This window comes from Nostoc sp. (genome assembly GCF_036917975.1).
Taxonomy (GTDB): Bacteria; Cyanobacteriota; Cyanobacteriia; order Cyanobacteriales; family Nostocaceae; genus Nostoc.
Window position 1 is genome coordinate 1 of sequence record NZ_JBALEJ010000071.1, and the last position, 18,627, is coordinate 18,627.

Below are 18,627 nucleotides of genomic sequence, written 5' to 3' on the forward strand. Positions count from 1 at the left end.
TTAAACTGCTTACCAGCAGAAAACGCAGGCACAATGGTTGCTGGAATTGTCATTACCTCCTGGGTTTTGGGATTACGCCCTGAGCGCTCTGAGCGATGCCTACGGCGGCAAGCTACGCGCCGCTCGAATGACCCAAAACCAATGAGCGTTACCTTCTCGCCATTGGCTACAGCTTCGGTAACAACTGACCAATCAATTCGCAATGGGGTAACGCCCCGCTCCGCTAACGCAATTCGCAATTCGCAATTAATGATTCATAATTTCTAAACCTCGTCCATTTTGAAACCTAGAGTTTTTAAGGAGAGTGTTAGTTTCTTTTTTGATGCCTAAATCCACAAAACCAGCACAAGCAATTGTTGTGCAACGACCAAATGAGTTTGAGCTTGAGGGCAAAGACACTCACATAAAGTATTCAATTCTCAATGGAGTTTCACAGCTTGATTACAGAACACAAAACATCAAGCAGCATTTTAGTGGCGACCAAATTCAGACATTAGATACTGATATTGGTACACTACTGACGGTAATTATTAGCAAACCACCAAACCCTGACATTGGAGGAAATATAGTCAAACTGAGCTTTCTCTTACCAATTATCAATCTATACTAAAAACGGCTGAGAACTTGACTTTTGAATAATCGCCAAAAGCTTGTTTGTGCCAAGCTTATAGCCATTTTTTAAAAAGTCTCGTTGTTACCCGTTCGCAGTATAGCTATCGGCAAAAAAGAAACTTCCCTCCTTACCGAAGCCATTTTGACTACTCAAAAGACATCAGGATTTATCCGTACTTCCCTGTTCGGACAATTACAGTCATATCAGACTTTAGTACTCAGAGGAACCGCTAGATACCACTAGATAGCGACTAATTCCTGAAATTAATTCGGATGAAGAGGAATTTATCAATTATCCCTTGACTACTACCTTTTTCTCACATCAGCCGCCTGACCCAGTAACTATAGTCTCCGACTTGAGAGTGTAAGTAGTAATACACCCGCCTTCCCGTTTTGATATCAATTATTGGATAACGCCGGCCTCTTATCAAATCTACGTTAGAAATTTTTACTAACTTCTGACCGATTAGTTTGAGAAAGTCTTCGTGTACAAGCCTAATCGGAATTAAGCTAAAGTCAATAGTTAACAATTGAGAATTCATATAGATTGTAGCAATGTACATTCAGAAAATTATAGAAATTTTTATCCCCTTTTCACAGATTTTGAATTCAATATAATTATTAATTTATCATTCCTAATTCCTAATTAAAAATTGATTCCCCAGCATCTATTAGGAATCCTATTTCTGGTGGGTTTTAAAACCCTCAATGTCACATAAATAGGAATTATTAATCATGAATTAGGAATTTTTTCAAAAGTTCAAATTCTACATCCTACAGTCGAGGAAGTATTTGAAAAATCAACTCCCTTTGCCCTGTTTAGATCACTTAGGCGCACGGAAACCGGCAAGTTGTGCTGTTGCTGGGTCTTTAAAACAAATATCCGGTTTGACTTTTTCGTAATCTAAGGTTTTGGGAAGGTGATAAATGTTGCCTCTCTTATTCGTAATTTTGCCTTTTACCTGTGCATCACTTGGGCAAGTTGTTTCGTTTTGTGGTTTCACTCCAAGATTTTGTGCTGCGGCTAAAACTGCTGCTTTATTCGCCGATACTGGCTTCTTAGAGCTAGAAGAAGTTGTATTTCCACCAGGTATAGGACTAGATACAGGACTAGACGCAGGACTAGATACAGGACTAGACGCAGGACTAGATGCAGGACTAGCTGGAGCAATCGCAGTTGGTGTTTGAGGCGTAGCGGTAGTAGATTCTTCCGGTTTTTGACCACAACTACTTAGCATCAGCACTGTCAATAAAGTCAATCCCATGCTCAGTTGTCGAGGTTTTAGTTGATTGCCCGTTGTCATAAATTCTTGCTCCTCATCCTTTAATATTTAATTTCCTGTATTTTACGCGATACTAACTTGATCGCTCTGTACATCATAAGTCCCACTCACCCTGAAGGCTGTATCCACCAATTCTGCTAATATTTATTGTGCTGGGTAATTATTTTTCAAACCGTTATTCTTGCTGTGGCTGCTGTTGGCGTTGAGTGGGTTGGAGTTTTTTAAATATTGTTGGTGGTGTAGCTTGGCGAAATGCACCACAATAGTGCATGGTCATAACTGCTTTGAAAGCCCAATGGTCTGATGGAACATCAGTAAAAGGATTTGGTAAAGTTTGGGCAAGATTTTGAACGCAAGCATTCACAACTTGATTTGATGTTGCTGGAGCTTCAGTTACAGGTTCTTGAGATTTAGCAGGAGTAACAAAGCTAGTAGTCGCTAGTACTACAAGTGTAGCTAAAATTTTGTACTTCATAACTTGAGTTTTCTAGAGATGGCATTTAACCCTATCTTAGTTTGCAGACAACAGCCCAGGAACTAGAATAATTTTGCCCATCGATTTTTGTAGGTTGGCATTGTCCAAATCCTTTGCCAGACATGGTAGTTGATGTATTGAATACAGGGATTTCAACAGGGTTTGGCAGTTGTGAGGGGGAGCGATCACCAAAGTAGCAATAGCAATCTTCCAGAATCTATCTGTAGGTAGTTTCATGCATTTCTTCTGCCTTCAAGTATCGCTTTGCAGTCAAAATTTAAGTTATTCAGTTGAAATAATCATTCATAACGCTAGACTACCAATGCAAAACAACAATCAATTAAATCCAAGTGATTTACCGCAAGTATCGGATCAAATACCTCATCAAAAAATTCTGCCCACTGCCCCATTACCAGAATCTATTAGTCAAAATATCGAGACTATCATCGCATTGCATAGACGTTCGGAAAAAAATGTCTCACAACACCAGCGCTTTGTAGAAACGATAACCGTCTTTTTTGGTCGTCCTGTATTCCTGTATAGTATTCTGCTTGGGATTATTCTCTGGATAACACCCAATTTCTTACCACGACGTTTAGGCGTACCAAAAATTGAGGAAGTTCCATTTCCTTGGTTACAATTTTCACTGACTGCGGGTTCATTGTTGGTGACAACAGGGGTATTGATTAAACAAGAGCGACAAGAAAAGTTAGCAGAGCAACGGGCGCAACTTAGCCTTCAACTCAACCTACTTTCTGAGCAGAAAATCGCTAAACTCATCGCGTTGGTTGAGGAATTACGCCTAGATATTCCCAATGTCAAAAATCGCTTTGATCCGGAGGCCGAAATAATGAAGTCTCCTACTGATGCACATGCAATTGTAGACTTATTGGAAGAAACTTTAGCGTCGGAGTTAGCAAATTTATCGCAGCAAGAAATATCAACTCAGGAGTAACAAAACTACAGCCCAAGCCGAACTCAACCACCACATCGCACACCAAGCCCAAGTGATTGCTCCCGAACCACTGACAACAGTAGAAATCAACTTCTATCACCACGAGGTCTACTGTGGCAAAGAACTGATAGCCTACATTGCATACGATCACGATGAATTCGTCACCCAACCGTGGCTCGTCATGGTCAACGGCAAAGAGCAATTCCGTGGTGCTTGGCGCTATGCGCTGATGCCTAATAAAAACTCTGATGAATTGTTCCACTTTCAGGAGTCTCAAATTCAACCGCTTTCACCAGAAGAACTATTCTCAGAAATCACCGCAGAGATTGAGCTTTATCAAAGTCAAATAGCAATTCTGCAACAACAATTAGCAGCCATCACCGGAGGTAGCACCAATGGCTAATATCATACCAACCCAAAAGTCAATTACCTCTGAGATATCGCTGCTCGTAAGCTGTAACTACCAGATTCTCCCGCTTCAAAAGTGTTAGCCAACAGATAATAGACACCATTTTCTGGTAAGGTAACAGTTAATCGAGAATTAAAGTCCTTTGGGGAAATGTCGTCATTTTCTGCTATTAGTTGTTCTTTAGCAGGAAGCAGCAAGTATAAGTGAGAGTCTATTTGGTCACTATCCATCTCAATAGTTATCTGTTGACCTGCTTTACCTTCAAAGACATAAGTGTGAAAATAGCTATTATTTGGTAAAGTGCGATCGCCATTTTTCAGGCTTGCTTGTAAAATTTGACCATTCAAGGGTAAATCCGTGTCTTCATTATTAGTAGGTTGTTTACGCCCACTTGCTAACTGAGCATTACCTTGTTCTACAGCTACTAAAAAAGGCTGAATTAATTCTGTAGGAATTGCAAAACTAATACCAATAAATCTTTTTATTTCGGTGTCATTGAAAATTGCACTATTAACACCAATTACTTGCCCATTAGAGTTGAGCAATGGCCCTCCAGAATTGCCAGGATTAACGGCTGCATCATGTTGGATTAAGCCTAATTTTTTATCAATGCGACTGATCACACCATAGGTTAAAGTATTTTGCAATTCCAGACTTAGGGGAGTACCAATAGCATAGACAGATTGACCTACTTGTGCTGAACCGGGTGTAGCTAAACGCAGGTAAGGGAGATTTTTTTGATTGCGAATCTTGAGTGCGGCTAAATCTAAACCTCCAGATCCAAAACCAACTACATCAGCTAAAACTTGCGTACCATCAGCCAGTATTACTGCAACAGTTTTAGAACTATCTTCGACAACGTGAGCATTAGTTAAAATTAGACCATCTGGACTGACAATAAAACCACTACCATGTCCATCTGTAGTAACGATCGCAACTACAGCCGGACTAGCTTTTGCATATAGCTGAATCCGGTTTTGTTCTTCAGAATTTTCGGCTACAAAAATAGTTGATTTGATTTTTTCAGCCTTTTTACCTAATAAAGTAGGTTCACATTCTTGAGGGCTTTTGGCAATAGCAGGTAGTTGGCAACCAAATAAACTACTAATACAAACTCCCCCAATAACAGTTGTCAAAATTGCTGAAGTTCCTATTTTTAAAAATTTTCTGTTCATTTTTCAACCATCTTTAATAAGTGAAATAACCTTAGTAACAAAAAAATCGCGTGCTTTCTGCTCAGGAGACGGTTTCAAAAATTGTTTTTTCCTACTCTTCTCTGCACCTCTGCGTGAGACATAAAATTAATTGCTGAATCGTAACAAGTTCAGAAACACAAACTACTGTTTTTTTCGCAATGCTTGGATATTAGAATTGGAGAGTAGTTGTTCTGCTTCTGCTATTAAGCGCGTCCCCCAAACATTTTGTTTAAGAACTTCGACATCAGCCCAACTTTTATCTAAATCCAAGGCTGCTTGTGCCATTTTGAGAGCCTTTTTTTGCTCACCTTTGGCATATAAAGCAACGGCAAATGCCATTTGTGGTTCTGCTAAACTGCTATTAATCTGAACAGCTTTTTCCCACTGCCCAATTGCCCCATCTACATCTCCATTTTCATATTTGATATAGCCAATATGGATGATAGCTGGTATAAATTTTTCGTCTTTAGCAAGTGCTTGATTGTAATCTGATAGTGCGGCGCGATCACTTCCTTGCTTTTGGTAGATAAAGCCTCCTAAAAAATAGGCCTTGGCATTATCAGGCTGAAGTTTAATAGCTTGATTAAAATCTGCTAATGCTGCTTGATAGTCTTTTAACTGAACGTAAACACCGCCCCGCGCAACATAAGCTTGTGCATTGTCAGGCTGAAACTTAATACCTTGACTATAATCTGCTAGTGCTACTTGATAATTCTTCAACTGAATTTTGTAAACATCACCCCGCCCAAAGTAGGACTTGGCATTATCAGGCTGAAGTTTAATAGCTTGATTAAAATCTGCTAATGCTGCTTGATAGTCTTTTAACTGAACGTAAACATCGCCCCGCACAGCATAAGCTTGTGCATTATCAGGCTGAAGTTTAATAGCTTGATTGGAATCAGCAAGAGCTAAATCCCATTTTTTCTGCACAGTGTAAATATTCCCCCGACTTGTGTAAGCCTGGGCATCCTGAGGATTAATCTCAATGACTTTGGTGTAATTAGCAAGAGCTAAATCCCATTTTTTCTGCACAGTGTAAATATTCCCCCGACTTGTGTAAGATCGGGCATCCTGAGGATTAATCTCAATGACTTTGGTGTAATCACCAAGAGCTAAATCCCATTTGTTCTGCTTACTGTGAAGAAAACCCAGACCCAGGTAAGCATTGGCATCCTGAGGATTAATAGCAATGACTTTGGTATAATCAGCTAGCGCTAAATCCCATTTTTCTTTCACAGTGTAAACAAAACCCCGATCCACGTAAGCCAAACGAAAGTCAGGCTGGAGTTTAATCACTTTATTCATATCAGCTAGCTCACCCGGATAATTTTGCAACTTCTTATAAATAAGACCCCGTTGAAAGTAGTAAAAATAAAACGGCAGAATCTGAATCGCCTTATTAATTGTTGTCAGCGCCTCTGGACAGCGTTGTAATGCGAGTAATATCCTACTACGAATTGAATAAAGGCTCACATCGTCGTCATTATATTGAATAGCTTTTTCAATGGCTTTTAAAGCCAAGTCATATCTTTTTAAGTCTGATAATAGATTACTTTTTTCCTTCCAAGCTTCATAATAATCAGGTTTGAGCATAGTTGCTTTATCAAGAGCAGCTAAAGCTTTTTCAGAATCTTTACTTTCAGTTTGAATTAGTGTTCTAGCAAGAGCAAAATAGGCTTGATAAAAATCAGGTTTACGTTTAACAATCTCTTCTAAAACAGATATTGATTCTGAAAATCTTCTAATCCGCCACATTTGATTAGAATATTGAAACAAATCATTTTCACTAGCATCTGCTGATAGTTTTTTGCTCGCAAATAATGGATGATTCGCCAACAAAGCAATTTCTGAATCCTTGGTGCTTGGTGGCTTAGTGCTAACAACTTTTAATGATTCCTTCTTCAGTCCTACTTGTGTAGCTAAACTTAAAATGCTACTACTGGGTACTCCATATCCAGCACCTACTTCAGTTTCGCTGATTTTTCTATTTTCAATACCTGCATTAATCCCAATCACTTGTCCACTAACATCTAGCACTGGGCCACCACTCATTCCAGGTAGTGATAAATTGGAATATGCTAGTCTATATCCTCCCTCTACGAATGCCTGAGACAAAGGATTACTTTCTGCATTAACAACTAATTGGTCTCCGAGTCCAAGGTATCCAGGAGATAGTTTTCGCTTACCTTTATCCTCTCCTGGAAATCCAGATATAAATACCCAAGGTGTTTCTATATTATAACTTGCCTCTTCGAGGGAAAGATTATATTTAGAAATTATGGCGACAGAGTAAGTTTGATTACTAGTAAATTTAACCAAAGCTGCATCTATTCGCTCTGGTTTAATTATATTCTCTTGCTGCACTGCGTAACGCTTACCATCAGGGGTAATAATTTCGTAATTGTCGGGATTCTTGACTACATGACGTGCAGTAGCTACATAGTAAGTTTGTCCTTGTTTTGCAATAATTACTCCTGAACCATTCCCGTTATTTTTGGAGTCAATCTGCACGGTAATCTGTTGGGCAATGTTATCAACTTTATCAACGAATGTATTACCTGCTGGTTTTCTCGCTTGTTCCTGATTGCGCCACTGTGGAGGAATAATTGCTAAGTTAGGTGCAACTTTTGCTAAAGTTTGAATGGGGACTGCAAAACTTAGTTGTCGCAATTGCTGAAGTTTTTCTGCACTGGGTTTTGTACCATCTTGATAGGCATAAGCATCAGTTAAAATGGCATTGTTTGTTAATCCATTTATCCCGATTAATTCACCAGATTGATTTAATAAAGCGCCTCCACTCATTCCTTGTCTAACTTCGTTGCTATAACCAATTTGATAACCCCCAACTAATGGTTGAGTAGATAACAGGGAGATTTTGCCATTACTGATAACTAATTTTTTGCTATCATCAGGAAACCCAGCAGCAAATACTTCTTGATTTTCTGATACATTTGAGGTACTAGCTAAAGGTACGATTTGATAGTTTTCTTGGGATTGAAACTGCAAGACGGCTAAATCATTACCTTTTAAAGAATCACCTTTACTAATAACTGTAGCTGTATATATTTTTTCATCAGGTGTTTGAATTCTAGAACTTCCCTTATTGCTGATAACATGGGCGTTGGTAAGGACGGTGTAAGTTTGCCCTTGTTTACTAATTAATACTCCACTTCCACCCTTACTATTACTCAATACTTTGACGGTAACATCTTGGGCTAATTGACGAATTTCTTCTGAGGATAGAGAGTTATTTGCTAATACAGAAGTAGGTAGATTAGCTACTTGCTGGGATGTCGCAGCATTGGTGATTGGCAGTAGGAAGCAAGTGCTTAAGATGGCGATAATCAACGAATTGAATTGGTTCATTTTTGTATTTAGATAAAATTCCCGCATTCCTGAAAAGGAATATAAATTTTTCTTTACCTCTCTACGTGAGTTTTTCATACCTTCAATCAGCAAGGCGAAATTTCAGTATTTTGTAGAAAATCGTGGGGAATTGAGGGTTGATTTTAAAACGTAGAGGAATGCAAAGGTCAGCGCAGACAGTACGCAGAGTTTTATTTAGCCAAAATTGCTCTTATTCCTTCTCAACGGGGGTTGTTTGCAGAAACTTATTGATGTCAATTTTGTAGTAGACTGGTTCTTGTTTAGTGCTCTGGTTTAGTGGTTTAGTAGCACGTCCTCTAAGAATGTATTTGAGGTTATCAAGAATCTGTAGAGGATCATCTTGAGGTCGTAGAGTTAGCAGTGTGGTATCACAAGCAGCGTCTACTTTTTTGGCTGTGCAAATTACTGGCTGATTATTGACTGTACCATTGGCGATATAAGCCAGACTTTGATTGTTGTAAGCGGTCTGGAATCGAGAAGATACTTGTTCACACCGTTCTTCTGGGGTAACAGTCTTACTCTTAAACCATGCATATTTCCAACGTATAATGGCAATTTTGCCCCGTTCTGTCCAAGCGTAAGTAGTGGGGAAGCGCAGATTATCTGCTTGGTCGTAACCCGAAGCACAGATAAAACGAACTTCATCATCCGCTTTCGCTTGACTAGGTATAGAAGTGATACAACCAACAGTCAAAGCACAGCCAGTCAATAAAGAAATGATTGGTTTTAGTTGCATAATTTTTCTCCGGAAATCCTGAAAAACAAGGCTTTTGGAATAATTGCGAATTAAATATTTTCTCACAACCAGTACAATTAGTACAGATAAAAATCAAACTTGATTCTTAAGATTCATCTTAAAACCAAATTTACACACAACTGCATCTTTGATAAAAAATTCATCTATTTCAGTTGCACAGCTATTAATGTGAAGTTTTCTTCACCATTTTCAGTATGTATCTGAGACTTGCTAAACTAAATATGGAATTTTTGCATGATAACTACTTCTTTTATTGTTATCCCCATTTTTTTAGTTGGAGAAATATAACTCTGACTTTTCACGTTTTATGGAAAAGCCCACGAAAAAACTAACATCCTAAACCGCTTCTCGCATCGGGAAGGGTAAAAATTTCAAGTCTCTCTCCTAAAAGGAGAGAGATTTAGAGGGAGGTTTTTCAGATACCGTGAAAAGTCAGAAATACAATTGCCACTAAAACAATCTAATCTTGGGAAGTGCCACAAAGTCAAGTAACCAAAAAATTTCTAATTAATTTGATGCATCACTTATTAGTGAAAACTATATTTAGAGAATTTATCTATTCTTTGATTTGGGGCAAATGCGAAATAATGGTATAATTCATAGCAAGATATAGAAGATAATGGTACTTGTTTAAGCAAAAATTGCTACCTATAACCCCGATTTATTCAAGAAGATGGGGTTATAAATCTAGCTTAAGTAACTGCCATTTCACACTAATTATGATTTACTACTGTAGTTAAAATAGACGAATGATAACGAGAAAAATGCTGCTCAATCAAGAAAAGTTTGAAAATATATATCAGAATGAATTAACGCGGAAACAAAAGAAAGTATTGCCTTTATTTTTAGCTGGACAAACGGATGAACACATAGCCAGAGAACTTGGCGCTATAGATCGTTCTACAGCTTGTCATCATCTCATAAATATATCTACTAAATTTGGCTTTCCTCCTGAAACAGAACGAGATTATCGTTGTAATCTGATTGAGATATTTGCCAAATATAAGCCAGAGTTAGTTAGTGTTAAAGCTTTGGAAAAATGTGGGCATATCATCCAGAATATCCGCTTTCCAGAAGGGATGGAACCACTAAATTCTGCTTTCTATCAAGAACGTTCTCCTATTGAATCTTGTTGTTATACTGCTATTAAAGAACCAGGCGCACTAATTCGGATTAAAGCACCTAAGCAGATGGGTAAAACTTCGTTGCTGAAAAGAATTATGGCTGAAGCTAATAAAATTAATTATAATACGGTTTATTTGAATTTTAGTTTAATTGAAAAAAATAAATTTTCTAACGCTCATAATTTTCTCCGCAGTTTTTATGCGTATGTCATTAATCAATTACCTTCAGCACCTCCGCTAACACTCTGGGATACAGACATTCCGAGTATGGTGAACTGCACTCTGACATTCCAAAGTTTGCTTAAACAATTGGATGGTGTTTTAGTTTTAGCTTTAGATGAAGTAGATAAATTATTTGAATACCCAGAGATTTATGAAAACTTTTTTCCGATGTTACGTAATTGGAATGAAAACGCTAATGAGTCAAATACGTGGGAAAAATTGCGGCTATTAGTAGCACATTCTACGGAAGATTATGGACGATTAGATATTAATCAATCTCCTTTTAATCTAGGATTACCAATTAAATTGGAAGAATTTACTGAAGAACAGGTGAAGAGTTTAGCTATCCGACATGGATTAGATAGTAAAAATATTCTTCCGATTATGTCTTTAGTGGGGGGGCATCCTTATTTGGTGCGTTTAGCACTTTATTATTTAGTATGTCAGGATGCAACTATTGGAAAATTGCTTGATGAGGCTACTACAGATACAGGAATTTATAGTGAACACTTACGCCGACATTTGGAGACTTTTCAAAAAAATCAAGAGTTAGGAAGGGTATTTAAAGAGATAGTGAGTAATACTCAAGGAATTAAAATAGAGCGTAAGAATCAGCAATTTTATCAATTAGATAGCATGGGAGTGATTAAATTTAGCAATAATTTTGTGATGCCACGCTGTAGATTGTATCATGAATATTTTGGGGATCGCTTGTAATTAAATCTAAACGAACTGCCAATACGACAAAGGCGCAGAGGAAAAATGGGATTTAGTAACTATTATAAAGTCGGTGGTAGTTTAAATGCTAATCATCGCACCTATGTAGTCCGCAAAGCAGATGCTCAAATCTTTGAACTGCTGAAAGCTGGGGAGTATTGTTTTGTATTTAACTCGCGTCAGATGGGTAAATCTAGTTTGCGAGTTCAAACAATCAAAAAACTTAGAGCAGTAGGAATCAAATGTGCTTCTATTGATTTAACTATTCTTGGTAGTCACACCAGCCCGGAAAAATGGTATAAAGGATTTTCCAATCAGCTATTATCTAGTTTTGAAATAGATGATATAGATTTTAATAGCTGGTGGTTACAGCACGAGTCATGGACGGAAGTACAGAGATTAAACTTACTTTTAGAGTCATTACTGCTGAATAAATTCACCTCTAATATTATCATTTTTATCGATGAAATTGATAGCCTGATTAAAAGTGCATTTAAAGATGATTTTTTTGCTTTAATTCGCGCTTGTTATAATCTCCGATCTGAATCTCCAAAATACGAACGTCTAACTTTTTGTTTGCTTGGGGTAGCGAGACCAGGAGATTTAATTCAAGAAAGAGAACGCACGCCGTTTAATATTGGTAGTTCAATCGAACTAACTGGGTTTAGCTTTGCAGAAGCAAAGAATGCCTTAATTACAGGGTTGGCGGACAAGGTAGAACATCCAGAAGCAGTGTTACAAGATGTGTTAGATTGGACTGCTGGACAACCATTTCTGACTCAGAAGTTATGCAGTTTAATTGTACAAGAAACAGAAAATACCTATGGGAGTGTTAATGAATTAGTTGATAATTATATCATCCAAAATTGGGAATCACAAGATGAACCAGAGCATTTACGAACAATCCGCGATCGGCTTTTACGAAATGAACAAAAAGCTGGCAGGTTACTAGGATTATATCACCAAATTTTACACTCAAACAAGGGAGTTTTGATAGATGGCAGTCAAGAGCAAACCGAATTAAGATTATCAGGTTTAGTAGTTAAACAAGATGGTTACTTAAAAGTATATAATTCTATCTATCAATCAGTTTTTAATCAACAATGGCTCAGGGAGGAATTAGATAAACTTCGTCCTTACAGTCAAGCAATTAATAACTGGTTTAATTCTCAAAAAGAGCAATCTTGGCTGTTGCGAGGAAAGTACTTAGATGAGGCGCTAGCCTGGGCGGTTGGGAAAAGTTTAAGTAATTTAGATTATGAATTTTTACAAGAAAGTCAAAAAATCGCTACAGAATTACAAATTGAGGTAAATCAGAAATTAGCTGAAGCTAGTCAAAAATTAACTCAAGCTAATAAAATCGCTAAACGAAAATTAGCTGATGCGAATAAAAAAGCAAAATATATAGTTTGGATTGGGGGAGGTATCGCAAGTATCCTCATATTAATAAGTGTGATTGTAGGACAAAATCAACTACACACCGCCAATGAAGCTAAAAGACTTACACAGGATGGCTATAACGCCATACAACAATTTCAATCTAAACAACTTGAAGCTTTACTTTTAGCTATGAAGGCTGGACAAGATTTAAAACATCTGGTAAAAAATCAGTCTTCTTTGGGAGAATATCAAACAATGACTCCTTTGTCTGCTTTACTAAATATTTTCGTCAATCTTCATGAAGATAATCAATTTGATACTGAACAAATAACATTCAATCATCTAATTTTCAGTCCTGATGGTAAAATTATTGCTTCTGGTAGTGATGATGGGACTATTAAATTATGGCATCAGAATGGAACTGCGATCGCTACCATTTATGGAGATAAAAATCAGCTAAAAAGTATTAGTTTTAGTCCCGATGGCAAAATTATCGCTTCGGCTAGTCAAGACGGGACTATTAAACTTTGGCAGCAAAATGGTACTTTGATTAAAACCATCTTTGGACATCAAAACTGGTTAGTCAGTACTAGTTTTATTTCTGATAAAACTCTAGTCTCTGTCAGTAAAGATGGAACTGTAAAACTTTGGCAACTAGATGGTACTCTGATTAAAACTATCCCACTCAAAAGTAATGAAATCACCAGCGCTACTATTAGCCCTAATGGCAAAATTATTGCCGTTGGTAATGAAGAAGGAAATATTGAATTATGGAAAATTGATGGTACTTTTATCACAACTATTGTTGGACATGAAGGTTGGGTAACAAGCATTAGTTTTAGTCCTGATGGAGAAAATATTGCTTCTGGTAGTGATGACAAAACTATTAAGCTGTGGAAAGCTGATGGTACTTTAATTAGAACTTTTGAGGGGCATACAGGTAGAGTAAATACTGTTAGCTTCAGCCATGATGGTAAAATAATCGCTTCTGGTAGTAGTGACCAAACTGTAAAAATCTGGCAATTAGATGGTACTCTAATTAATAGCTTAGTTGGACATGGTGATTCAGTCGCTAGCCTGAGTTGGAGTCAAGATGACAAAATTATTGCTTCTGGTAGTGCTGATGGAATTGTGAAACTCTGGAAGCTGAACGCAGATATAATGACTACATTAACTGGGCATAAACGCGGGATAACCAGCCTCAATTTTAGCCCTGATGGCAAAATAATTGCTTCTGGCAGTGACGATGGTACTGTGAAACTATGGCAGCAAAATGGAAATTTAATTGCTAATCTCAGAGGAAATCAAGGCTTAGTAAATAGTATCAGTTTTAACCCCAATAGTAAAACTATTGCTGTTGATACTGATAAATTAATTGCTAAAATTTGGCAGATGGATGGTAGTCTAATTCATCCTGTGACTGAGTACAAAGGTGTAGCAAGTGTTAGTTATAGTCCTAATGGAGATATCATTGCTTTTGGTACTGACAAAGGAACTATTAAAATTTTGAAATCAGATGGAACCTTAATTAAAACCTTTGGTGAACATAAAAATTGGGTAACAAATGTCAGTTTTAGCCACGATGGTAGAATTATTGCTTCTGGTGGAGATGGCGAGGATAAAACTATCAAACTTTGGCACTTAGATGGGACTTTAATTACTACCCTGACTGGACATAAAAAAGGTATTAATAGTATCAGTTTTAGTCCTGACGACAAAATTATAGCTTCAGGAAGTACAGATCAAACTATCAAACTTTGGCACTTAGATGGGACTTTAATTACTACCCTGACTGGACATAGTGATTCTGTAAATAGCGTCAGTTTCAGTCCCGATGGAGAAATTATAGCTTCAGGAAGTACAGACAAAACTATTAAACTTTGGAAAAAAGATGGAGTTCCCATCACTACCCTGAGTGGACATAGTGATTCTGTAACCAGCGTCAGTTTCAGTCCTGACGGAAAAATTCTTGCCTCTGCTAGTAAGGATGGTAAGGTAATTTTATGGAGTTTGCAATTAGATGATTTACTAGCACGAGGATGTCAATGGCTCCAAGACTATTTTCTCACTCATCCGCAAGATCCCAATGGTTTGCGTTTTTGTAGCAATCGCATTGCTCGCCACGCTACGTAACTAGATTATACGCTTGTTTTGTAAGCTATCTTGGGATATTTCTACATTTTGTAAACAAATTGTTATATACACCACAACGTCCACAACGTTTATCAGGCAAGTCTTTGACGTTGTGTGTAGTTTACACAACGTTTTCCTAGTCATCACTGATTCTGGAGTTGTAAATAATCTAAAGTCCATCCACGCTCAAGCATATTTTCAAAGGATATGGCTTGGCCATTCGGCTCATAAACGATAATGCCTTCTTCTGTTTTCTGGCTAGCGATAACAAGACCAGATGCCTTTGCTAGTTTGTACCACTCAGAGAAAGTGGCTTCTAGCTGGTTAACCTCTCTTTCTTCATCTAACTGCGATGGCATCCAACCAGACTCTAATGCTTTTCGGAATAATCCAACTTTTGACCGGACTTTTGTTCCCGTAAATAAAGCCTCTTTAACTATTGATATAGCGTTTTTTACTTGTTGCTGTGATGAAGATTCTATTAATTTAGTTAGTGTAGGATTGAGTCTAATTCCTACTTGTTCTAATTGAGATTTTACCTCAGAATTAATAGCTCTGTCAATCAGATCATCACTGATTATTTTATCATCCAAAGGGATAAAATTAGCACTATTAGAAACAAAGCTTGTTTGAGGAAATTGCAATTCTTGTTTGATGCTATCTATTTCCTTTTGAAGTTCTTGTATTTTTTCTGTTTGTTTTTTATTTTCACTCTTTAAATATCCAATAAGATTTTGAGTCTCTTGTTGCTGATAAATTTTACCGATCAGTAACTGATTAGCTTGTTTAGATTCTCCCAACATAGTACTTAGCCGTTTAATTTCTTCTCTCAGGGTGTAAATAATTGTCGTCTGGGAATTGTTTGATGCTGATTTTAGTGGAGTTAGTACTAGTTTTTGTTGATTTTTTAGGAAATTAATTCGCTCTTTTAACTCTGGATATTTATATATATAACTAGTAGAAACTCCAGCTAATCTAGCTACATTAGCTACAGTTATGGATTGATTTAAGCTAGTTAAATTTCTAATGGCTTTATCTGTTGCTTCTGTTGCTAAACGCTTTTTTTCGAGAGCAGCATTATTTAGAGCAGTAATCCGTCTATTCTTACCCTGATTTATTAACATTTTTCCAGTTCATTAATAATCTTGTTTAAGTTACTCATAACTTCTTCGTGAACTTGAACTTGGCGCTTCCAGTTGTTTATTGTTGCTACTTCTAAAGCTTCATGAGTACGTTCTCTATGTTCTTTATGTTTGTCTAGAAATTCTCTAGTAGTGCGAAAATCACCACATTGAAGGCAAGCATTACCTTTAGAACAATCTAGATGTGCAGGTAAAATACAATATCCATGAGCTAAAACTTCACCTAAAATTTGTTTTTTCATCCATTGCAGTTCTGTATTATTGTCTAACTCTGGAAAGCTTGATTCTATAACTTGTCCGCAAATATTGACCACTTTGCTGTGATAAACTTGAATTTCTTTTTTATTTTTACTTAAATCTTTTAGCCAAATCTGCTCAATTTGATGAAAGTATAACTTATTTTCTGAGTTGCCAGGACATATTTTTAATCCCAATTCTTCCGCAGTCCACATATCAGAACTAAAAAACTTAGTTTTGCTGGAGTTAGTAGCTTTAGCTGCTAGGGATACATGATTTACTTTATCAGATTTTAGCACTATTTTCGATTATCTAAGTATTCTTTATATTTTTGAGCTAAGTCATCATCAGTCAGATGAACATAAGTATTAATTGTTGTTTGAACATCAGAATGTCCTAACCGTTTCTGAACATGAGCCATATCCCAATTCGCTCTGATTAGCTCTGTAGCATGAGTATGTCTCAAAAGATGAGGATGGGCTTTAACTCCTGTTTTATTTGCTAGACGAGTAAATAAGTTATCCACATTGGACTTTGACATTGCTTCTCCTAATGGTTCTTTCCAACAATTAACGAATACATAGTCACTATCAGCTTTCGGATACTCATTTACTAAATAAGTTGAATACATCCGCATTAACTCTTTAGAGACATCAATTATTCTATCTCCTGTCTTTGCTCTAGCACGATTGGCATTATTCTCTCTCTTAACCACATGAATCTCATTAACTCCTTTAGAGCGAATATCTTCGTGTCTTAATCCTAATACCTCCCCGATCCTCATGCCACTTTCATGAAGTAGACAGATTAGAAACTTATCCCTGATGTTCTTGCAGCCATCAATCAGTTGAAAAACTTCATCTTTACTCAAACATCCTGGAAAAGTCCTCGGCTCTTTTAATTTGAGAATATTCATCTTAATCATTCCCGTCTGGGTATGATGTAAGAGCGATTTATACTTCAGCTTCGATTTATTTATTCTTTTCGTCTGGTACACATCAAGAGGAGCAACTACCCCCAATCGACTTTGAAACTCATACAATAACCTAACAGTCTTCAGAATATGATTAATAGTCTTCTCCGTTCTGCTACCAGTTAGATATTGCAAATTAATCACTTTGTTATTAGAAGTTTTTAACCAGTGAATAAATTCAGATAATTTTAGAACTGTTATCTGAGTCCAATCAATTTCTCTTGATTCAAGAAACTCCCAATAAAGCTTGAGGTTTCTAGCATAAGCTTTTATGGTGTTTGGCGAGTAATTTTTATTTTCTAAGTAACGTAGATAATCATGGATTGGAATTATGGGAGAGTAATCCTCGTTAAGCACCACCCAGACTTCTTTTCCTTCTGTCGTTATTCCCTTCTTTATGTGTATCAATAGATACTGCCCTAATTTGTAGTGGGAGGAGAAACATTGTACACATTGTTGGATACCTGTGCAAACTCTTTACACAACGTTGTAAAAACCTTTGTTAAGAGAACGTTGTTGTTGTTGTTTTATGTATTTATTTAGGTGGATATAACCATTGGTTGTCAAAATTTTGGGATTGATGATTTGACAACAAATAGTTCCCAAATCCTGCCGACTAGCGAAGGACAAGTTCGCCCCATGACTAAGTTAGAACCGCAGGAACAGTGGGAGGTGTGGCAAACTGCGGTTGAAGTCGCAGGTGGAAAAGTACCATCAGGTCGTGTTGTCAAAGACGTGATAGAGCGGATAATGGAACGCACTAAAGCCCCAAATCCTTACCGTGTTGGCGAAGTTTGCCAAATCCTTGCAAAAGACAATCCCGAACTCAGGGGTAAAGGAGGCTGCTGGTGTATCGTTAGCCATGTCGGGGAGTTCAGTTGTACAGTGACAGCGTGGGATGGCGAGTACACCGTCAGAATCGACCACCTGAAGCCACTGAACTACCTGGAGTCGGAATGTCAGCAGATGCAGTTGATTAGCGATCGCATCAGTAGGTTACGGGACAGTGGCAAGCTAGAAGCGCCAGCAGAGGCGGTTTTGAAGTGTTTGGGAGAACTGAAACGCCCTTATTTGACTGCGTTTGAGGAAGAACTTTTGAGCTTCATAGAGGAAAAATATTCACTCTTGGGATGAAGATGTGAGTAATTCTACTGATTGCTGAGGATGAGTGCGATCGCGGCTTTGGTATTTGAACTGTGCATCAGCTGGTAATTTCTCTTGTGGGTAAACTACAATCTCTTCCCTATCGATCTTGATTGCTTCGTTTTTGCTTCTTTTTTTGTGTTCAGTAGGGGTGTTTCGCTCTTTTTCTGACGAGTGGTTTGTTTTGAATCCTTTACTTTTATTCGCTTTGATGTCTGGTTTTCCCTGTTCCCCCTTGAGACGGTTGTTTTCTGAACGCAATTTTTGGTTTTCTGCAACTAAATCTTTGATTTTCGTATTTAGCTGTTCTATCAGGTTTAGTAACAGTTCTACCGTTTGACGCACACCCTCGTCTGCAATCTTTTTTGGGTCGATTGATTGCAGTAATGCTTCTATTGCTTTATCTTGTGATGGCTTTTGCGTCATGCCTCATATTTTACGACGCACTTGCCCACTTTTTTATTCCTACCCCGCTTTTCTGA

Annotated in this window: 17 protein-coding genes; 6 read left to right on the forward strand and 11 right to left on the reverse strand. The window is 37.5% G+C overall.

The genetic code is table 11. The features are described 5' to 3' along the window. Window positions 1-233, reverse strand: a 233-nt coding sequence (locus V7K76_RS25520) for an HU family DNA-binding protein (RefSeq protein WP_442936266.1), incomplete at its 3' end; no start/stop codon positions are given. An 89-nt stretch (window positions 234-322) separates the two neighbouring features. On the opposite strand from V7K76_RS25520, the gene V7K76_RS25525 reads away from it, so the two are divergent. After that, window positions 323-610, forward strand: coding sequence for a hypothetical protein (locus V7K76_RS25525; protein WP_334953856.1), 288 nt, complete (start codon window positions 323-325; stop codon window positions 608-610). An 826-nt stretch (window positions 611-1,436) separates the two neighbouring features. Here the strand turns inward: V7K76_RS25525 and V7K76_RS25530 are convergent. From V7K76_RS25530 to V7K76_RS25540, 3 genes are all read right to left on the reverse strand, one after another. Beyond that, complete coding sequence (locus V7K76_RS25530; protein WP_335030184.1) at window positions 1,437-1,916, reverse strand: sunset domain-containing protein; 480 nt, start codon at window positions 1,914-1,916, stop codon at window positions 1,437-1,439. Between the two features lie 154 nt (window positions 1,917-2,070). Beyond that, on the reverse strand, window positions 2,071-2,370 hold the full coding sequence (locus tag V7K76_RS25535; protein ID WP_334953858.1) for an S-layer protein: 300 nt from the start codon (window positions 2,368-2,370) through the stop codon (window positions 2,071-2,073). A 36-nt stretch (window positions 2,371-2,406) separates the two neighbouring features. After that, window positions 2,407-2,607: a hypothetical protein gene (locus tag V7K76_RS25540; RefSeq protein ID WP_334953859.1), complete on the reverse strand. Its 201-nt coding sequence runs from the start codon at window positions 2,605-2,607 to the stop codon at window positions 2,407-2,409. A gap of 85 nt (window positions 2,608-2,692) precedes the next feature. Between V7K76_RS25540 and V7K76_RS25545 the strand changes: the two genes are divergently transcribed. Further along, window positions 2,693-3,325 carry a DUF1003 domain-containing protein gene (locus V7K76_RS25545; RefSeq protein WP_334953860.1) on the forward strand — a complete coding sequence of 211 codons (633 nt, stop codon included), beginning with the start codon at window positions 2,693-2,695 and terminating at the stop codon, window positions 3,323-3,325. Between the two features lie 52 nt (window positions 3,326-3,377). Next, window positions 3,378-3,728, forward strand: a complete 351-nt coding sequence (locus V7K76_RS25550; protein WP_334953861.1) for a hypothetical protein — start codon at window positions 3,378-3,380, stop codon at window positions 3,726-3,728. 23 nt (window positions 3,729-3,751) lie between these two features. Here V7K76_RS25550 and V7K76_RS25555 read toward each other — a convergent pair whose 3' ends face one another. From V7K76_RS25555 to V7K76_RS25565, 3 genes are all read right to left on the reverse strand, one after another. Further along, window positions 3,752-4,909, reverse strand: a complete 1,158-nt coding sequence (locus V7K76_RS25555) for a trypsin-like peptidase domain-containing protein (protein WP_334953862.1) — start codon at window positions 4,907-4,909, stop codon at window positions 3,752-3,754. Window positions 4,910-5,071: 162 nt separating this feature from the next. Next, window positions 5,072-8,296 (reverse strand): tetratricopeptide repeat protein, encoded by a 3,225-nt coding sequence (locus V7K76_RS25560; RefSeq protein WP_334953863.1) that lies wholly within the window; start codon window positions 8,294-8,296, stop codon window positions 5,072-5,074. A gap of 211 nt (window positions 8,297-8,507) precedes the next feature. Then, window positions 8,508-9,053: a COP23 domain-containing protein gene (locus tag V7K76_RS25565; RefSeq protein WP_334953864.1), complete on the reverse strand. Its 546-nt coding sequence runs from the start codon at window positions 9,051-9,053 to the stop codon at window positions 8,508-8,510. Between the two features lie 770 nt (window positions 9,054-9,823). On the opposite strand from V7K76_RS25565, the gene V7K76_RS25570 reads away from it, so the two are divergent. Continuing rightward, window positions 9,824-11,137 carry an AAA-like domain-containing protein gene (locus tag V7K76_RS25570; protein ID WP_334953865.1) on the forward strand — a complete coding sequence of 438 codons (1,314 nt, stop codon included), beginning with the start codon at window positions 9,824-9,826 and terminating at the stop codon, window positions 11,135-11,137. Window positions 11,138-11,182: 45 nt separating this feature from the next. Continuing rightward, on the forward strand, window positions 11,183-14,650 hold the full coding sequence (locus tag V7K76_RS25575) for an AAA-like domain-containing protein (RefSeq protein ID WP_334953866.1): 3,468 nt from the start codon (window positions 11,183-11,185) through the stop codon (window positions 14,648-14,650). A 143-nt stretch (window positions 14,651-14,793) separates the two neighbouring features. On the opposite strand, the gene V7K76_RS25580 is transcribed toward V7K76_RS25575, so the two are convergent. The 3 genes from V7K76_RS25580 to V7K76_RS25590 are packed head-to-tail and all read right to left on the reverse strand — an operon-like array spanning window position 14,794 to window position 17,362. Further along, on the reverse strand, window positions 14,794-15,774 hold the full coding sequence (locus V7K76_RS25580) for a DUF6262 family protein (RefSeq protein ID WP_334953867.1): 981 nt from the start codon (window positions 15,772-15,774) through the stop codon (window positions 14,794-14,796). After that, window positions 15,768-16,328: a hypothetical protein gene (locus V7K76_RS25585; RefSeq protein ID WP_334953868.1), complete on the reverse strand. Its 561-nt coding sequence runs from the start codon at window positions 16,326-16,328 to the stop codon at window positions 15,768-15,770. The genes V7K76_RS25580 and V7K76_RS25585 overlap by 7 nt, the downstream gene beginning before the upstream one ends. After that, on the reverse strand, window positions 16,328-17,362 hold the full coding sequence (locus tag V7K76_RS25590; RefSeq protein ID WP_335030185.1) for a tyrosine-type recombinase/integrase: 1,035 nt from the start codon (window positions 17,360-17,362) through the stop codon (window positions 16,328-16,330). Before V7K76_RS25590 ends, V7K76_RS25585 begins: the two co-directional genes overlap by 1 nt. A gap of 183 nt (window positions 17,363-17,545) precedes the next feature. Here V7K76_RS25590 and V7K76_RS25595 point away from each other — a divergent pair, with 183 nt between their 5' ends. After that, a complete protein-coding gene (locus V7K76_RS25595; RefSeq protein WP_334953870.1) occupies window positions 17,546-18,136 on the forward strand; it encodes a hypothetical protein in 591 nt (196 codons plus the stop codon). Here the strand turns inward: V7K76_RS25595 and V7K76_RS25600 are convergent. Then, entirely contained in the window at window positions 18,122-18,571 is a 450-nt protein-coding gene (locus V7K76_RS25600) for a hypothetical protein (RefSeq protein WP_334953871.1), read from the reverse strand. The two genes, V7K76_RS25595 and V7K76_RS25600, sit on opposite strands and share 15 nt — an antisense overlap. Between the last annotated feature and the right edge of the window lie 56 nt (window positions 18,572-18,627).

What these genes read in the sequence shown, in the direction of transcription:
- V7K76_RS25525 (WP_334953856.1), top strand. Translation starts at nt 323, where the DNA reads ATGCCTAAATCCACAAAACCAGCACAAGCAATTGTTGTGCAACGACCA.
- V7K76_RS25530 (WP_335030184.1), bottom strand. Translation starts at nt 1,916, where the DNA reads ATGACAACGGGCAATCAACTAAAACCTCGACAACTGAGCATGGGATTG.
- V7K76_RS25535 (WP_334953858.1), bottom strand. Translation starts at nt 2,370, where the DNA reads ATGAAGTACAAAATTTTAGCTACACTTGTAGTACTAGCGACTACTAGC.
- V7K76_RS25540 (WP_334953859.1), bottom strand. Translation starts at nt 2,607, where the DNA reads ATGAAACTACCTACAGATAGATTCTGGAAGATTGCTATTGCTACTTTG.
- V7K76_RS25545 (WP_334953860.1), top strand. Translation starts at nt 2,693, where the DNA reads ATGCAAAACAACAATCAATTAAATCCAAGTGATTTACCGCAAGTATCG.
- V7K76_RS25555 (WP_334953862.1), bottom strand. Translation starts at nt 4,909, where the DNA reads ATGAACAGAAAATTTTTAAAAATAGGAACTTCAGCAATTTTGACAACT.
- V7K76_RS25560 (WP_334953863.1), bottom strand. Translation starts at nt 8,296, where the DNA reads ATGAACCAATTCAATTCGTTGATTATCGCCATCTTAAGCACTTGCTTC.
- V7K76_RS25565 (WP_334953864.1), bottom strand. Translation starts at nt 9,053, where the DNA reads ATGCAACTAAAACCAATCATTTCTTTATTGACTGGCTGTGCTTTGACT.
- V7K76_RS25570 (WP_334953865.1), top strand. Translation starts at nt 9,824, where the DNA reads ATGATAACGAGAAAAATGCTGCTCAATCAAGAAAAGTTTGAAAATATA.
- V7K76_RS25575 (WP_334953866.1), top strand. Translation starts at nt 11,183, where the DNA reads ATGGGATTTAGTAACTATTATAAAGTCGGTGGTAGTTTAAATGCTAAT.
- V7K76_RS25580 (WP_334953867.1), bottom strand. Translation starts at nt 15,774, where the DNA reads ATGTTAATAAATCAGGGTAAGAATAGACGGATTACTGCTCTAAATAAT.
- V7K76_RS25600 (WP_334953871.1), bottom strand. Translation starts at nt 18,571, where the DNA reads ATGACGCAAAAGCCATCACAAGATAAAGCAATAGAAGCATTACTGCAA.